The sequence below is a fragment of the Streptomyces sp. NBC_01551 genome, from assembly GCF_026339935.1.
GTDB lineage: Bacteria > Actinomycetota > Actinomycetes > Streptomycetales > Streptomycetaceae > Streptomyces.
The window spans coordinates 5,203,759-5,218,761 of record NZ_JAPEPX010000001.1 but is presented as its reverse complement, the minus strand read 5'-3'; the positions used below and the strand labels follow the sequence as shown (position 1 = coordinate 5,218,761).

The 15,003-nt window shown below is 73.8% G+C and carries 13 protein-coding genes; 2 read left to right on the top strand and 11 right to left on the bottom strand.

The annotated features are described in order from the left end of the window. Window positions 1-56: 56 nt before the first annotated feature. The 8 genes from OG982_RS23635 to OG982_RS23600 all read right to left on the bottom strand — a co-directional run bounded on the left by OG982_RS23635 (window position 57) and on the right by OG982_RS23600 (window position 9,583). A complete protein-coding gene (locus OG982_RS23635; protein WP_323139274.1) occupies window positions 57-1,001 on the bottom strand; it encodes an ornithine cyclodeaminase family protein in 945 nt (314 codons plus the stop codon). Further along, entirely contained in the window at window positions 998-2,023 is a 1,026-nt protein-coding gene (locus OG982_RS23630; protein WP_266783580.1) for a proline racemase family protein, read from the bottom strand. Before OG982_RS23630 ends, OG982_RS23635 begins: the two co-directional genes overlap by 4 nt. Then, entirely contained in the window at window positions 2,020-3,024 is a 1,005-nt protein-coding gene (locus OG982_RS23625) for a proline racemase family protein (protein ID WP_266783582.1), read from the bottom strand. The genes OG982_RS23630 and OG982_RS23625 overlap by 4 nt, the downstream gene beginning before the upstream one ends. A 17-nt stretch (window positions 3,025-3,041) precedes the next feature. Continuing rightward, complete coding sequence (locus tag OG982_RS23620; RefSeq protein WP_266783584.1) at window positions 3,042-3,959, bottom strand: dihydrodipicolinate synthase family protein; 918 nt, start codon at window positions 3,957-3,959, stop codon at window positions 3,042-3,044. Between the two features lie 76 nt (window positions 3,960-4,035). Beyond that, the gene (locus tag OG982_RS23615; protein WP_266783586.1) at window positions 4,036-5,466 is read right to left on the bottom strand and encodes an NAD(P)/FAD-dependent oxidoreductase; all 1,431 of its coding nucleotides are present in this window, start codon (window positions 5,464-5,466) and stop codon (window positions 4,036-4,038) included. Next, a complete protein-coding gene (locus OG982_RS23610; RefSeq protein ID WP_266783588.1) occupies window positions 5,447-5,776 on the bottom strand; it encodes a (2Fe-2S)-binding protein in 330 nt (109 codons plus the stop codon). The genes OG982_RS23615 and OG982_RS23610 overlap by 20 nt, the downstream gene beginning before the upstream one ends. Window positions 5,777-5,861: 85 nt before the next feature. Then, on the bottom strand, window positions 5,862-7,070 hold the full coding sequence (locus OG982_RS23605) for an FAD-binding oxidoreductase (protein WP_266783590.1): 1,209 nt from the start codon (window positions 7,068-7,070) through the stop codon (window positions 5,862-5,864). Window positions 7,071-7,183: 113 nt separating this feature from the next. After that, the gene (locus OG982_RS23600; protein WP_266783592.1) at window positions 7,184-9,583 is read right to left on the bottom strand and encodes a collagenase; all 2,400 of its coding nucleotides are present in this window, start codon (window positions 9,581-9,583) and stop codon (window positions 7,184-7,186) included. A gap of 174 nt (window positions 9,584-9,757) precedes the next feature. Between OG982_RS23600 and OG982_RS23595 the strand changes: the two genes are divergently transcribed. Further along, window positions 9,758-11,143, top strand: coding sequence for an aminopeptidase P family protein (locus OG982_RS23595; RefSeq protein ID WP_266783594.1), 1,386 nt, complete (start codon window positions 9,758-9,760; stop codon window positions 11,141-11,143). A gap of 28 nt (window positions 11,144-11,171) precedes the next feature. On the opposite strand, the gene OG982_RS23590 is transcribed toward OG982_RS23595, so the two are convergent. From OG982_RS23590 to OG982_RS23580, 3 genes are all read right to left on the bottom strand, one after another. Next, the gene (locus tag OG982_RS23590) at window positions 11,172-11,525 is read right to left on the bottom strand and encodes a hypothetical protein (protein WP_266949214.1); all 354 of its coding nucleotides are present in this window, start codon (window positions 11,523-11,525) and stop codon (window positions 11,172-11,174) included. Between the two features lie 145 nt (window positions 11,526-11,670). Then, window positions 11,671-12,069 carry a RidA family protein gene (locus OG982_RS23585; protein ID WP_266783598.1) on the bottom strand — a complete coding sequence of 133 codons (399 nt, stop codon included), beginning with the start codon at window positions 12,067-12,069 and terminating at the stop codon, window positions 11,671-11,673. Next, entirely contained in the window at window positions 12,066-13,190 is a 1,125-nt protein-coding gene (locus OG982_RS23580) for an acyl-CoA dehydrogenase family protein (protein ID WP_266783600.1), read from the bottom strand. The genes OG982_RS23585 and OG982_RS23580 overlap by 4 nt, the downstream gene beginning before the upstream one ends. Window positions 13,191-13,380: 190 nt before the next feature. On the opposite strand from OG982_RS23580, the gene OG982_RS23575 reads away from it, so the two are divergent. After that, window positions 13,381-15,000, top strand: a complete 1,620-nt coding sequence (locus tag OG982_RS23575; RefSeq protein WP_266783602.1) for an AMP-binding protein — start codon at window positions 13,381-13,383, stop codon at window positions 14,998-15,000. Window positions 15,001-15,003 lie beyond the last annotated feature (3 nt).

Below are 15,003 nucleotides of genomic sequence, written 5' to 3'. Positions count from 1 at the left end.
TGCATTTCCTCCGACACCCCCGACACCACCGACGAGCAGAGGAACAGCGTACAATGTCACGTTTCGCTGCTCGCTCCAGCGGCCTTGAACAGCGCGACCGCCACAGCGAGATCTTCCCAGGCCATGCCCACGCTCTTGAAGAGCTGTGGACAACCCGGCGGCCCACCCGCCGGCATTCGGCCGGCGACCAGGTCAGCGAGAGTGCCGTTGATATGACCGGGCCCAATGGCCCCCTCCGCCTCCGGAACCAGCAGATCACCGGCCTCGCGCAGCGCGGCCGCGCGGGACTCCACGTACACCGCCGAGCGCCGCACCAGCGCCGTGTCCGTCTCCCGCGCGTCGGGCTCGTGCGAGCCGACGGCGACGACGGTGGCGCCCGGAGCGACGAGCCGCCCGTCGAAGAGGGGTTCGCGGGCCGTGGTGCAGCAGACCACCAGGTCGGCGTCCGCGACGTCCCCCGCCGCGCCGACCCGGGCCTCGATGCCCATCCCGCGCGCGTGGGCGGCCAGTTTCTCCGCGCCCTCGCCGCCCCGGGCCACCACCACGACCGAGGCGAGCCGCCGTACGGCCGCGACCGCTTCGAGGTGGCCGTACGCCTGCGGCCCCGACCCGAACAGCACCAGCCGCAGCGGCCGCCCGGCCGGAGCCAGGTGGCGCAGGGCCAGCGCGGAGACGGCCGGGGTGCGCAGCGTGGTCAGGGCCGCCCCGTCGAGGAGGGCCAGCGGACGCAGGGTGGGGCCGTCCAGGAGCAGGTACGAGCCGGTGATGCGCGGCAGCCCGAGGGCCGCGTTCCCCGGCGCCACCCCGGCGATCTTCACGCCCGCGTACGCCCCCGTCGCGGCCGGCATCAGCAGCAGCTGCCCGCCGGGCACGTCCAGGGTGGTGCGCTGCGGGCAGCCCTCCGGGTCGAGCCCGGACCGCAGGGCGTCGGCCAGCGCGTCGGCCGCCGCGGCCGGGGTGAGGAGCCCGGCCATGTCCTCGCCCGACAGCTGCGGGATCACAGCAGGAACCCGGTGCCGAGCGGGTCGTGCGGATCGACCTCGAAGGCGTGCTCGCCGGTGCGGTACGCGGTGCCGGTGACCTCCGTGACCAGCCCGTCGGCGGAGTCCCCGGGAACCACCCGGCCCGTGAAGACGGTGCCCACGACCGACTCGTGCAGCAGGTCCTCCCCCGCCGCGAGAGCGCCGTCCTGTGCGAGCAGCGCGAGCCGCGCCGAGGTGCCGGATCCACAGGGCGAGCGGTCGACCTGCCCGTCGGCGAAGACGGTGACGTTGCGGTGGTGCGGCCCGAACGGGGTGTCGGGCAGCTCCTCGTACAGGACCACCCCGTACACCCCGGAGAGCAGCGGTCCGCCGGCGTGCCAGGTCGCGGGGTGGGTGGCCAGGGCGGAGCGGATCTCCCGCCCGGCCCGTACCAGCGAGGGGAGCGCGGTCCGGGTGACCTCCAGGCCGAGGTCCCGCGAGCGGACGACGGCGTAACAGGCACCGGCGTGCGCGATGTCCACCTCCGCGATCCCCAGCGAGGTGGCGACGGGCACCTTGCGGGCGCCCACCCGGGCCGGGACGTTGCGGAAGGTGACCCCGGTGGTGCGGCCCCGGCTGCGGTGCACGGTCGCGGTGACCCGCCCGGACGGCACGTCGATCCGCACCCGGGCGTCCCCGTCGTCGGGGGCGGCGACCCGGCCGGTGTCCACGGCCCAGGCGCCCAGCGCCATGGTGCCGTGCCCGCAGGCGGTGGAGTAGCCGTCCTTGTGCCAGAACAGCACCCCGAAGTGGGCCCCGTCGTCGTCCGGGGGCACGACGAACCCCCCGTACATCCCGGCGTGCCCGCGCGGCTCCTGCACCAAGAGCCGCCGTACGTCGTCCAGCGCGCCCCGGCGCGGGGCGGTCCCGGAACCTCCCGGTCCGACGGCGGTGGCGCAGCGCTCGGCGACGGTGTCCCCCGGGACCAGGGGAAGGCCTTCGGAGACGATCCGGAACGGCTCGCCCGCGGTGTGGTAGTCGGTGGTGCGGACGGCGGTCACAGCAGGAACCCTCCGGGGAAGGGGTCGGCCGGGTCGAGGAAGTACTGGGCGGTGCCGGTGATCCAGGCCCGCCCGGTGACGGTGGGGACGACGGCCGGGAGGCCGCCGACGGTGGTCTCCGCGATCAGCCGGCCGGTGAACTCGGTGCCGATGAAGGACTCGTTGACGAAGTCGGCTCCGGTCTCCAGCAGGCCGCGGGCGTGCAGCTGGGCCATCCGGGCGCTGGTCCCCGTACCGCAGGGCGAGCGGTCGAACCAGCCGGGGTGGATGGCCATGGCGTGCCGGGAGCGGCGGGCGTCGGAGCCGGGGGCGGCGAGGTAGACGTGCTTGACCCCGGCGATGGAGGGTTCCTCGGGGTGCACGGGGCGGTCGTCGGAGGCGTTGACCGCTTCCATGATCGCGAGCCCGGCGGCGATCAGGTCGTCCTTGCGGGCGCGGTCGAAGGGCAGGCCGAGGGCTTCGAGTTCGACGAAGGCGTAGAAGTTGCCGCCGTAGGCGAGGTCGTAGGTGACCGTGCCGAAGCCGGGCACCTCGGCCTTCAGGTCGAGCCCGGCGCAGAAGGACGGGACGTTGGTGAGGGTGACGGCGGTGGCCGCCCCGTCCTCCACGCGGACGTCCACGCTGACCAGGCCGGCGGGGGTGTCGAGCCGGACGGTGGTGACCGGCTCGACCACGGGCACCATGCCGGTCTCGACGAGCACGGTGGCGACGCCGATGGTGCCGTGTCCGCACATCGGCAGCAGGCCCGACACCTCGATGTAGAGCACGCCGAAGTCGGCGTCGGGCCGGGTGGGGGGCTGCAGGATGGCGCCACTCATCGCGGCGTGCCCGCGCGGCTCGTACATGAGCAGGGTCCGGACCTGGTCCATGTGCTCGATGAAGTGGAGCCGCTTCTCGGCCATGGTGGCGCCGGGGACCACCCCGACTCCCCCGGTGATGACCCGGGTCGGCATGCCCTCGGTGTGCGAGTCCACCGCGTGGTAGATGTGGCGCGTACGCATTCCAGTTCCCCCGGGGGCTAGTTGAGGCCCTCGGCGAGGGCCTTCTCGGTGGCGGCGCGGACGGCGGCCTCGATCTCGCCGGTGAGCGGGAAGCGCGGCGGGCGGGTGGCGCCGCCGGGGCGGCCGGCCAGGTCCATGGAGAGCTTGATGGCCTGGACGAACTCGGTCTTGGAGTCCCAGCGCAGCAGCGAGTGCAGGGACTTGTAGAGCGGCAGCGCGGTGTCGAGGTCCCCGGCGACGGCGGCCCGGTAGAGGGTGGCGCAGGAGTTCGGGAGCGCGTTGGGGTAGCCGGCGATCCAGCCGACGGCGCCGGCGAGGGCGAGTTCGAGGAGGACGTCGTCGGCGCCGATGAGCAGGTCGAGGCCCGGGGCGAGTTCGGCGATCTCGTAGGCGCGGCGCACGTCGCCGCTGAACTCCTTGACGGCGACGATGCTGCCGTCTGCGTGGAGCCGGGCCAGGAGCGCCGGGGTCAGGTCCACCTTGGTGTCGATGGGGTTGTTGTACGCGACGACGGGCAGCCCGGCCGCGGCGACCTCGGCGTAGTGGGCGCGGACGGTCGCCTCGTCGGCGCGGAAGGCGTTGGGGGGCAGCAGCAGGACGGAGCCGGCGCCGGCCTCGGCGGCCTGGTCGGCCCAGCGGCGGGCCTCGGCGCTGCCGTAGGCGGCGACGCCGGGCATGACGCGGGCGCCGTCGCCCGCCGCCTCGACGGCGGTGCGGACGACCTGGGCGCGTTCGGCGTCGGTGAGGGTCTGGTACTCGCCGAGGGAGCCGTTGGGGACGACGCCGTCGCAGCCGTTGGCGATCAGCCAGGCCACGTGCTCGGCGTACGCGTCGTGGTCGACGCTGAGGTCCTCGCGCAGCGGCAGCGCGGTGGCGACCATGATGCCGTGCCAGGGGCGGGTGCGGGTGGGCGCGGGGGTGGGCGCGTGGGTCATGAGAGAGCTCCCTAGAGTGGTGTGTGACATTTTACTTGGCGGTGTGAGGCGGCCACAAGGGTCCGCGCGTGCCGGATCAGGCCTCCGTGGCCGGAAGTTCGGCGAGGTGGCGCAGCGGGACCGGGCAGGACAGCGGCCGCCGGTCGGGCGCGGCGCCCGGGGAGGACGACGCTTCGCCCGCGAGGGCGGCGACGGCCGGGCCGCACATCCGGCCCTGGCACCAGCCCATTCCGGCGCGGGTGAGCAGTTTGACGGTACGGGCGTCCCCGGCGCCGAGGTCTTCGACGGCCTCCCGGATACAGCCGGCCGGGACCTCCTCGCAGCGGCACACGTCGGTGTCGTCCCGCAGCCAGCCGGTCCAGCCGTCGCCGGGGCGGTGCGCGGCGCCCATCGCGGCGGCGAAGGCGCGCAGCCGGGCGCGGCGGCGCACCAGCGCGGCCGGGACGGGCACCCCGGCGATCGCGAAGGCGGCGATCTCCCCTTCGGTCATGGCCAGTTGGGCCCCGCCGATGCCTCCGGTCTCCCCGGCGGACCAGATGCCGGGTACGGAGGTCCGCTGCCGGGCGTCCAGTTCCAGCGCGGCGGTGCCGTCGGCGGCGGGCGCGGTGGCGCAGCCCAGCCCGGTGGCCAGCTCCAGTTGGGGCACCAGGCCGTGGCCGACGGCGACCGCGTCGCAGGGGATCCGGCGGGCGGTGCCCGGCAGCGGACGCCAGTCCCGGTCCAGCCGGGCCACCGTCACGGCCTCGACCCGGTCGGCGCCGTGCGCCTCGGTCACGGCGTGCCGGGTGAGCAGCCGGACGTGGTGGCGCAGCAGCGCGCCGCCGTACGTGGCCGCCTCGGCGATCTTGCCGGGGTTGCGGAGCAGGGCGGGGGCCTGCCCGGCGTACCCGGAGTACGAGGCGGCCTCGACGACCGCGGGCACCCGCGCCCCGGCGGCCGCGAGGGATCCGGCGACGGCGAGCAGCAGCGGCCCGCTCCCGGCGACGACCACCCGCCGCCCCGGCAGGACGAGGCCGCCCTTGAGCATGGCCTGGGCGCCGCCGGCCCCGACCACGCCGGGCAGGGTCCAGCCCGGGAAGGGCAGTTGGCGCTCGTAGGCCCCGGTGGCGATCAGCACGGCCTCGGCGTGGACGGCGGCGGCGCTCTCCTCGGGGCCGGCGACGGCGTGCAGGGTCCAGCGCTGCCGGTCCTGGACCACGGTCCAGACGTGGTGGAAGGGGAGGTACGTGATGCGGCCCGCCGCCTCGTGGGCGCGCAGGGCGGCTTCGCGGGAGGCGAAGTCGGCCCAGTCGTGGTGCAGGGCCTCGGGGCGGGCGGCGCCGAGGCCGGGGGCGGGGTGGCGGTAGTACTGGCCGCCGGGGCGCTCCCCGGCGTCGAGGACGGTGACGCGCAGGCCGAGCCCGGCGGCCGCGACGGCGGCGGCGAGCCCGGCGGGGCCGGCGCCGACGACGGCGAGGTCGGCGAGGCCGACGAGGTCGGCTTCCCGGTCAGACGGCGAGGTCGGCACGGCCGGTTCCCTCCTGGGTGGTGACGGTGTCCCCGGGCCGGGCGGGCACCAGGCAGGCGCGCTGGTTCGGACGGCCGTTGACGATGACGAGGCAGTCGTAACAGCTCCCGATCCCGCAGAAGGCGCCGCGCGGGGCGCCGGTCTCGCGGGTGGTGCGCCAGGCGAGGATCCCGGCGCTCCACAGCACGGCGGCGATGCTCTGGCCCGTCTGTGCGGGCAGGTCCCGGCCGTCGAAGCGGAGCATGTACGTGGCTTCCGGGTCCCCACCGACGAGGGCGCGGGGCGAGCGGTTGCGCGGGTTCTGGCTCATCGGCCGTTCTCCTTCGGCATCGTGTGGACTTCGGCGGACCGGTACGGGATCCCGCCGCGCGGAGCCTTCTCCCCACCGGACCGGCTCATCGGACGGAGCCCTGACCGGCGGCCGGGCCGGACCCGGCCGGGCCTGGACGGTCCGGACCCGAGGCGGCCGGGCCGAAGCGGTTCGGGCGGAACGGCAGCAGGGGTACCGGGGGTTCGGCGCCGGTGAGGGCGGCCGCGATCAGCAGCCCCGTCGCGGGGGCCAGACCGATGCCCGCGCCCTCGTGGCCACAGGCGTGCAGCAGCCCCGGCACCCGCGGGTCGGGCCCGATCGCCGGGAGGTGGTCCGGAAGGTAGGGCCTGAACCCGTGGTAGGCCCGCATCACCCGGACGTCGGCCAGCACCGGGAACAGCGCCGCCGCCTGGCCGGCGAGCCGGCGCAGCGCCTCCACCGACAGACTCCGGTCGAAGCCCACCCGCTCCCGGGTCGCGCCGATCAGCACCGGCCCCGACGGCGTGCCCTCGACCACCGCCGAGGACTGCAGCGCGGCGGAGCCGCTGGCCACGTCCGCGATGTAGTCGGCGGCGTACACCTTGTGCCGCACCACCCGCGGCAGCGGTTCGGTCACCAGGACGAAGCCCCGGCGCGGCAGCACCGGCAGGCCCACCCCGGCGAGTTCGGCGATCCGGCCGCCCCAGGTGCCGGCGGCGTTGACCACGGCCGGGGCCCGCAGCTCCCGCTTCCCGGTCCGCACCCCCCGTACCGCCCCGCGCTCCAGCAGGAAGCCCGTGACCTCCTCCCCCAGGTACACCTCGGCCCCCGACGCCGCCAGCAGTCGCGCCGCCGCCTGGGCGGGCTGCACCTGGGAGTCCTGCGGGTAGTGGAAGCCGCCGGCCGGCCCCGGGGCCAGATGCGGCTCCAGCTCGCGGAGTTCGCCCGCCCCGACCTCGACGGCCTCCACCCCGGCGGCGCGCTGGCCGTCGGCGAAGGTGCGCAGCGCCGTGAGGGTGGTCTCGTCCGGGGCGACGACGAGGCCGCCCTTGGCCTCGTACTCGATCCGCTCCGGGAGCACGGCGGCGAGTTCCCGCCACAGCCCCGCCGACCACAGCGCGAGGTCCAGCTCGGGTCCCGCCTCCTTGTCGGAGACGAGCAGGTTGCCTTCCCCGGCACCGGTCGTGCCGCCCGCGACGGGGCCGCGGTCCACGACGGCCGCGGCGAGTCCGGCACGCCCGGCGTAGTACGCGCACGCGGCGCCGACGACGCCGGCGCCGATGATCACGACGTCCAGGGGATGTCTCTTGGGCACGGCAGTAATATGTCACATTCTTTAGTCAGTGCCTAGGGTCGCCCAGGCGGGCCGCGTGCTCGCCCGTGACGGCCCCGCCCCCCGTCGGGTACGGGGCCGTCCCGGGCGCCGGATCAGCCGCGCAGCGGGCCGTCGCAGCTGTAACTCGACGTGCCCGCCTTCTTGTTGTCCCAGATCTCCACCGGGCCGAAGGAGCAGTTCATGTCGGCCAGGTTGTTGGAGGCCGCGCCCGCCCGGTCGAGGATGAAGTAGTCGACCGTCTCGGACATGTCCTTGAAGTTCTGGTCGTCGCTGCGCCAGTTCTTCAGGTTCGCGGTGATGCGCCCCGTACAGACGAACCGGCGCTTGCCGGCCGCGCCGTTCTCCACGCAGTCCGGGGTGTTGTAGGTGGCCGTCGCGAAGCTCGACTTCACCGAGGCGAGCGCGGAGTCGCGCAGCTGGCCGTTGGGCGTGAAGGTGGTGTTCGGGACGTAGAGCTGGTCCACCTTGGCGATCTGCGCGTCCAGGAAGCGGTCGTAGTCGCGCTGGAGGTAGCTGTCGGCGCCCATCCGGTGGCGCCAGGCGTCGTAGCCGGCGACGTCGCCCGCGCGCAGGTGGGTGTACATCTCGCGCAGCAGCGAGGGCTTCTCGGTCCACAGGAACTCGAAGAAGGTGCCGGCGTAGCTGTAGAAGCGGAAGCCGTCGCCGTCGTAGGTGGCGTTCAGCAGCTGCTCGACGCTCATGCGCGGGCCGCCGCCGGCGGTGTCGCTGATGACGCTCTTGACCAGGGACTTGCGGACGGCGATGCCGTTGTCGCGGGTGGCGCCGTCGAAGAACTCGGCGGTGCCCTCGTCCATGGCGGTGGTGCGGTCGCCCTCGTACCAGGGGCCCTCGCCGAAGAAGCCGGGGACGGCGTAGCGGCCGTTGAGGTAGTGCGTGTACTCGTGGCGGAAGAGCTCTTCCAGCGTGAGGGAGGAGTCCTGCGGCACGCGGCGCTGGTAGGTGTAGAAGGTGGCGCCGTTCTCGATGTAGATGCCGCCGTTGTTGGTGCCGTAGCCGGTCAGGATCGGGTGGTAGTTCTCGTAGTCGGCGCGGGAGGCGTACAGCACGATGTTCAGCGTGGTGTTGGGGTCCCCGGCGAGCGGCTGCTCGGTGCCCAGGACCCGGTGGTACTGGGACTTGACCTGCTTGCTCGCGTAGTAGAGCTGGTCGACGGTGGCCTGGTCCAGGGCGGTGCGGACCTTGATGGCGCCGTTGTCGTAGGAGTAGGTGTAGGGGAAGAGCTGCTTCTCGATGTCCTCCTTGCACACCCCGTACGGCTTGCAGGCCTCGTAGAAGTTGAGCCAGGAGACGATCTTGGCCCACGGCTCGCTGCCGTTGCCGAAGCCGGCCTTCACGCTCTCCAGCAGGGCGCCGAGGTCGGCGACGGTCTGGCCCTTGAGGGCGTCGACCTGGCCGAAGCGGCCGTACTCGCCGAGGGCGTCGCGGACCACCCAGGCGTTGGTGGTGCCCTTGAGGTGGGTGTACCCGGCGAAGGCCTTGAAGGCGGCGCGGTACGAGGCGTCCCCGGCCACCGCCGCGTGGAAGGCGGCGTCCTGGTTGCCCGGGTAGACGCCGAGGTAGTTGACGGAGAGGGCGGCGAGGGCCGCGCCGCCCCAGGCCGGGTCCTGGTTCGTCGCGGAGTGCGACGCGTCCATGGTGGCCAGGACCTTCTTGATCAGGCCGAGCTGGTGCTGGCGCAGGCCCGGCGCGCTGGCGGCGTAGAGGGCCTCGCGCAGGGTCCGGGCGTTGGAGCCGGTGGCGTCGAAGGTGCGGGCGGCGTCACCGAAGTCGGCGACGGCCCGGCGCATGGCGTCGACGGTCGGGGCGTCGGTGACGTCGATCTCGTCGCGCGAGTAGTCGTGGTAGGCGACGGCGTGCAGGTACGTGAACATCTCCTCCAGGTGCGAGGAGTTACGGCCGTCGTGGGCGGCGGCCAGGCTGGATATCCGGCGGGAGACGGCCTGCACGTGGGCGTCGGACATGACGGGCGCGAGGCGCGCGTCCCAGGTCCAGATCAGCCCGCGCAGGCAGCCGTCGGCGAGGACGGCCTGGTCGCCGAGGAAGTCGGCGAACTGCTCGGGGGAAAGGGCCGTGATCCCGTCAAGGGTGCAGGGGACGCCCGCGGCGACGCCGCGCGCGGTGGGCGCGGCGGACGCCGACTTGCGGCTCTTCTCGGTGCGTTCGGCGGGCGCGGCCGCGGCCGTGGCGGCGCCGGGCACCCGGGCGTCGGTGACGGCCTTGCCGCCCGGGGCCGGGGCGGGGGCCGGGACGGCCTCCTTGGCGTTCGCGAGGCGGTCGACCTCGTCGAACGGGTTCCCGCCGGGGGCGGCGGGCCCCGCGGCGGGGGCGGCGGCCGCGAAGGTGGCGGGGACCGGGGTGGCCGGGGCGCCGTTCTCGGCGGCCTGGCTGACGGCCTGGCCGGCGGAGGCCAGGAGGGTCACCGCCACGGCGGCGGAGAGAAGGGACGTACGCACAGCTCTGTGCTGAGACACCAAGAACTCCTGGTTGGGAGGGGAGGTGGGGGAAGTGGTGCGTGAACTGCCCTGCGTCACGCGGCGTTTGACGGGGATTAACGTGCCGCGGTGTGAGCTGTAACATAGTAATGTGAAATTGCACTGACAAGACCTGTGCGCCCACCAGTTCGTGTCTTCTTGTAGGGAGCCCCGATGACCGACACCCCTTCAGGCCCCACCTCCGGCCTGAACACCGGCAGCCACGACCTGCCCGTGTCCCCCGAGCTGACCCGGTACATGGCGGGCAACTGGGCCGCCTCGCCGCTGCCCGCCACCGACCGGGTCCCCGCGTACGCCGCCACGCCCGCGCGTCGCGAACGGCTCTCCGCGCACTTCCCGGGCGAGCGACTGATCATCCCCGCCGGGGAGCTCCAGGTCCGCTCCAACGACGCCGACCACCGCTTCCGCCCGCACAGCGCGTACGCCTGGCTGACCGGGCTGACGGGTGAGGACCAGGCGGGCCACGTGCTGGTGCTGGAGCCGTCCGGCCCGCACGGCCACGAGCCGGTGCTCTACCTGCGCCCGCGCTCGCCGCGCGCCGACGGGAACGAGGAGTTCTACCGGGACCGCCGGTACGGGGAGTTCTGGGTCGGCCGCCGCCCCGACCTGGCGGAGGCGGAGCGCCTGACCGGCCTGCGCTGCGCCCATCTGGACGCGCTGGGCTCACCGCGGGGGCGCGACGCCGCCAAGGACCGGCAGCTCGCCTCGGTGCTCTCGGAGCTGCGCCTGGTGAAGGAGGCCTGGGAGGTCGACCAGCTCCAGCTGGCCGTGGACCACACGGCGGCCGGATTCGAGGACGTCGTACGGGCCCTGCCGCAGGCCCTGGCCCACCCGCGCGGGGAGCGCTGGATCGAGGGCGTCTTCGGCCTGCGCGCCCGCGCTGAGGGCAACGGCCTGGGCTACAACACCATCGCGGCGTCGGGCGCCCACGCCTGCATGCTGCACTGGATCCACAACGACGGCCGGCTCGACCCGAACGAGCTGCTGCTGCTCGACGCGGGCGTGGAGACGGACACCCTCTACACGGCGGACATCACCCGCACGCTGCCGCTGTCGGGGCGGTTCTCCCCCGTCCAGCGGCAGGTCTACGAACTGGTCCTCGCCGCCCAGGAGGCGGGCATCGCCGCGCTCCGCCCGGGCGCGACCTTCCGGGACTTCCACCGGGCCGGGATGCGCGTCATGGCGGAGGGGCTCGCGGAGTGGGGCGTCCTGAAGAACGCCGAGGGCGACCTGCACCGGCGCTACACGCTGTGCGCCAGCGGGCACATGCTCGGCATGGACGTGCACGACTGCGCGCAGGCGCGGGCGCAGACGTACCTGGACGGCGTGCTGGAGGAGGGTCAGGTGCTGACCGTGGAGCCCGGCCTGTACCTCCAGCCGGACGACGAGACGCTCCCGGCGGAACTGCGGGGCATCGGCGTGCGCATCGAGGACGACCTTGTGATCACGGCGACGGGCGCCCGACTGCTGTCGGGCGCCCTGCCGCGCACGGTCACGGGCATCGAGGACTGGATGGGGAACCTGCTGGAGAGCCGCTGACCGTCATCCGGCCGGCCCGCCGGCCGGATCACCAGCCGCCGTTGTTCCAGTTCCCGCCGTCGTTGTTCCAGTTGCCGCGGTCGTTGTTCCAGTTCCCGTTCCAGTTGCCGTTGTCGTTGTCGTTGTTCCAGTTGCCGTTGTCGTAGCGGTTGTTCCAACCGTCGTTGTTCCAGCGGCCGTCGTTCCAGTTGTCGTTGTTCCAGCTGTTGTTCCAGTACGGGTCGTTCCGGTACCGGGAGGCGTCCGACTGGTCCCAGCACCAACTGGGCACGTCGTTTCGGTAGCGGTAGGAGTCGCAGCACTCGCTCCAGTTCCCGCGCCACTCATCGGAGCACCGGTAGGTCTGCGGAAGACCCGCTGCGGCGGCGCCACTGACAGGCATCAGGCCGAGCGCGAGGCCGGCGGCCCCTGCCACGGCTGCCACAACGATCCCACGGCGCATATCCATGCACCTCCGAGTATGGAAAGGGAGACTACAAAACGGGCATTTCCACATTCCCTCGCCCCTGGCCGCCTGTCAAAGCGGGCTAGTCGACGACAGCGATGCCGTCCAGCTCGACCATCGCCTGCTCGTCCCACAGCCGGACCGCGCCGATCACCGCCATCGCCGGGTAGTCGCGCCCCGCCAACCTGTGCCAGATCCGGCCGAGTTCGCGGGCGTGCTCCCGGTACGCGGCCACGTCGACGGCGTAGACCGTGACCCGGGCCAGGTCGGCCGGGGCGCCGCCGGCGGCCGCGAGCGCCGCCAACAGGTTGGCCAGGGCCTGCTCGAACTGCTCGGGCAGGGTCTCGCCGACGACCTTCCCGGCGCCGTCCAGCGCGGTCTGGCCGGCCAGGAAGACCAGCCGGCCGCCGGTGGCCGTCACCGCGTGGGAAAAGCCGGTCGGCGGGGAGAGTTCCGCCGGATTGACCCGCTCCAGGCTCATCGCGCCGCCACCCCCCGGTACAGCTCCTTCGCAATGATGGTGCGCTGCACTTCGCTCGCCCCCTCGTAGATCCGCGGCGCCCGCACCTCCCGGTAGAGGTGTTCCAGCAGGTGGCCTCGGCGCAGGGCGACGGCGCCGTGCAGCTGGACGGCATGGTCCACCACGTACTGCGCCGTCTCGGTCGCCAGGAGCTTGGCCATCGCCGCCCGGCGCGGTACGTCCGGGGCGCCGCTGTCGTACGCCCCTGCCGCCGCGTAGACCAGGAGCCGCGCGGCCTCGGTACGGGTGGCCATCTCGGCCACCCGGTGCGCCACGGCCTGGAGGTCGCCGAGCACCCCGCCGAAGGCGGTGCGGCCCGCCGTGTGCGCCAGGGTGGCGTCCAGCGCGGCGCGGGCCATGCCGACCGCGAAGGCGCCGACGCTCGGCCGGAACAGGTTCAGGGTGTCCATGGCGACCCGGAAGCCGCGCCCGGGCTCGCCCAGCAGGTCCTCGGGGCCGGCCGGCACCCCGTCGAAGGCGAGCGAGCCGATCGGGTGCGGGGAGAGCATGTCGAGGGGCTCCCCCGACAGGCCCGGGCGGTCCGCCGGAATCAGGAAGGCCGTCACCCCCTTGGCGCCCGCCCCCTCACCCGTTCGGGCGAACACGGTGTAGAAATCCGCTTCCGGCGCGTTGGAGATCCAGCACTTCTCCCCGCTGAGCCGCCAGCCGGCCCCGTCCCGCCGGGCCTGCAGGGCGAGGGCGGCCGCGTCGGAGCCGGCCCCCGGCTCGCTGAGCGCGAAGGCCGCCACGGCCGTTCCCGCACGGACCCCCGGCAGCCACCGCTCGCGCTGCGCGGCGCTCCCCTCGCGCAGCACCGCGTACGATCCCAGCCCCTGGAGGGCCAGTGCGGTCTCGGCCTCGGTGCAGCCGTACGCGAGGGATTCGCGCAGCAGGCACAGCTCCAGGGCCCCGGAGGTGAAGACCCGTTCCAGCAGGCCCTGCGCGCCGAGCGCGGCGAGCAGCGGCCGGTTGACCCGGCCCGGCTCCCCCTTCTCCGCCAGGGGTTTGAGCAGGTCCGCCGAGAGCGCCCGCAGCCGCGCGCACCATTCCTCTTGTTCCGTTCCGAGCGCGAATCCGGTCATCCGAGTCGTCCCCGCATTCCATCGAATCCATCGAGTGCGCCGGTTCCTCGAAGCCGACGACACCCGCACTATCGCGTCCTGTTGACTACCGTCACCATCACGATACGCTCGGGGGGCAATCGCACGGCCGGCTCGACCCACTCGGTCCCACACCCAGGGGCCCGGACCGTCGCAAGGGGGCGAACCCGCCTTGGAGCTCAAGCCTTCCGCTCACGCCGACACCTTCTCCCGCGATCATCTGCCGCCCGCCCACGCCTGGCCGGAGCTGCTCTTCGAGCTGCCCGGGCTGGCGTATCCGGACCGGTTGAACTGCGGGGCCGAGCTGCTCGACGCCACCATCGCCCGCTTCGGCGGCGACCGCCCGGCGTTTCGGAGCGGGGACGGCGAGGTGTGGACGTACGGCGGGCTGCGCGAGCGCGTCGACCGCCTCGCGCACGTGCTCACGGCCGATCTGGGAGTGGTCCCCGGCAACCGGGTGCTGCTGCGGGGGCCCACCGGACCGTGGCTGGCGGCGGCGTGGCTCGCGGTGATGAAGGCGGGCGCGGTGGCCGTCACCGTACTGGCGCAGCAGCGGGCGCAGGAGCTGGCCACGGTGTGCTCGATGGCCCGGGTACGGCACGCGCTGTGCCATGTGACGGTCCTGGACGATCTGGTCAAGGCCGAGGTGCCGGGGCTGCGGATCACCCCGTACGGCGGCTCCGACCCGGACGACCTGCTGCGCCTGGCCGAGGCCCACCCCGAGCCCTACACCGCCGTCGAGACCTCCGCCGACGACGTCGCCCTGATCGCCTTCACCTCCGGCACCACCGGGCGCCCCAAGGGCTGCATGCACTTCCACCGCGACCTGCTGGCCGTCGCCGACACCTTCTCCCGAGAGGTGCTCAGACCCCGCCCCGACGACGTGTTCGCCGGCAGCCCGCCGCTCGGGTTCACCTTCGGTCTCGGCGGGCTCGTCGTCTTCCCGCTGCGCGCCGGGGCCTCGGCGCTGCTGCTGGAGCAGGCCACGCCGAGGCTGCTGCTGCCGGCCGTCTCCGAGCACCGGGTCACCGTCCTGTTCACCGCCCCCACCGCGTACCGGTCGATGCTGGACGCCCTGGGCCCGTACGACGTCGGCGCCCACGACCTGTCGTCGCTGCGCCGCTGCGTCTCGGCGGGCGAGAACCTGCCGGAGGCCACCTGGCAGGCCTGGTACGAGCGCACCGGGCTGCGGATCATCAACGGCATCGGGGCCACGGAACTGCTGCACATCTTCATCTCCGCCGCCGACGAGGACATCCGCCCGGGCACGACCGGCCGGGTGGTCCCGGGCTGGCAGGCCCGCGTGGTGGACCCGGCGGGGCGGCCGGTCGCCGACAACGAGCCGGGGCTGCTGGCGGTGCGGGGCCCGGTGGGCTGCCGCTACCTGGCCGACCCGCGGCAGGCGGAGTACGTACGGGACGGCTGGAACCTGACCGGCGACACGTACGTACGCGATCCGCAGGGGTACTTCCGCTATGTCGCCCGGGCCGACGACATGATCATCTCTTCGGGTTACAACATCGCCGGACCCGAGGTCGAAGAGGCCCTGCTGCGCCACCCTGACGTGGTGGAGGCGGCGGTGGTCGGCCGACCGGACGAGCGGCGGGGGCAGATCGTGGTCGCGTACACCGTCACGCGTGAGGGTGTGGTGCTCACGGAGGAGGCCCTGCGCGCCTTCATGCGCTCCGAGCTGGCCCCGCACAAGTGCCCGCGCTCCTTCGTCTTCCTGCCCGCCCTGCCGAGGACCGCGACCGGGAAACTACAGCGGTTCCGGCTGCGCGATCTACAGTAGGCC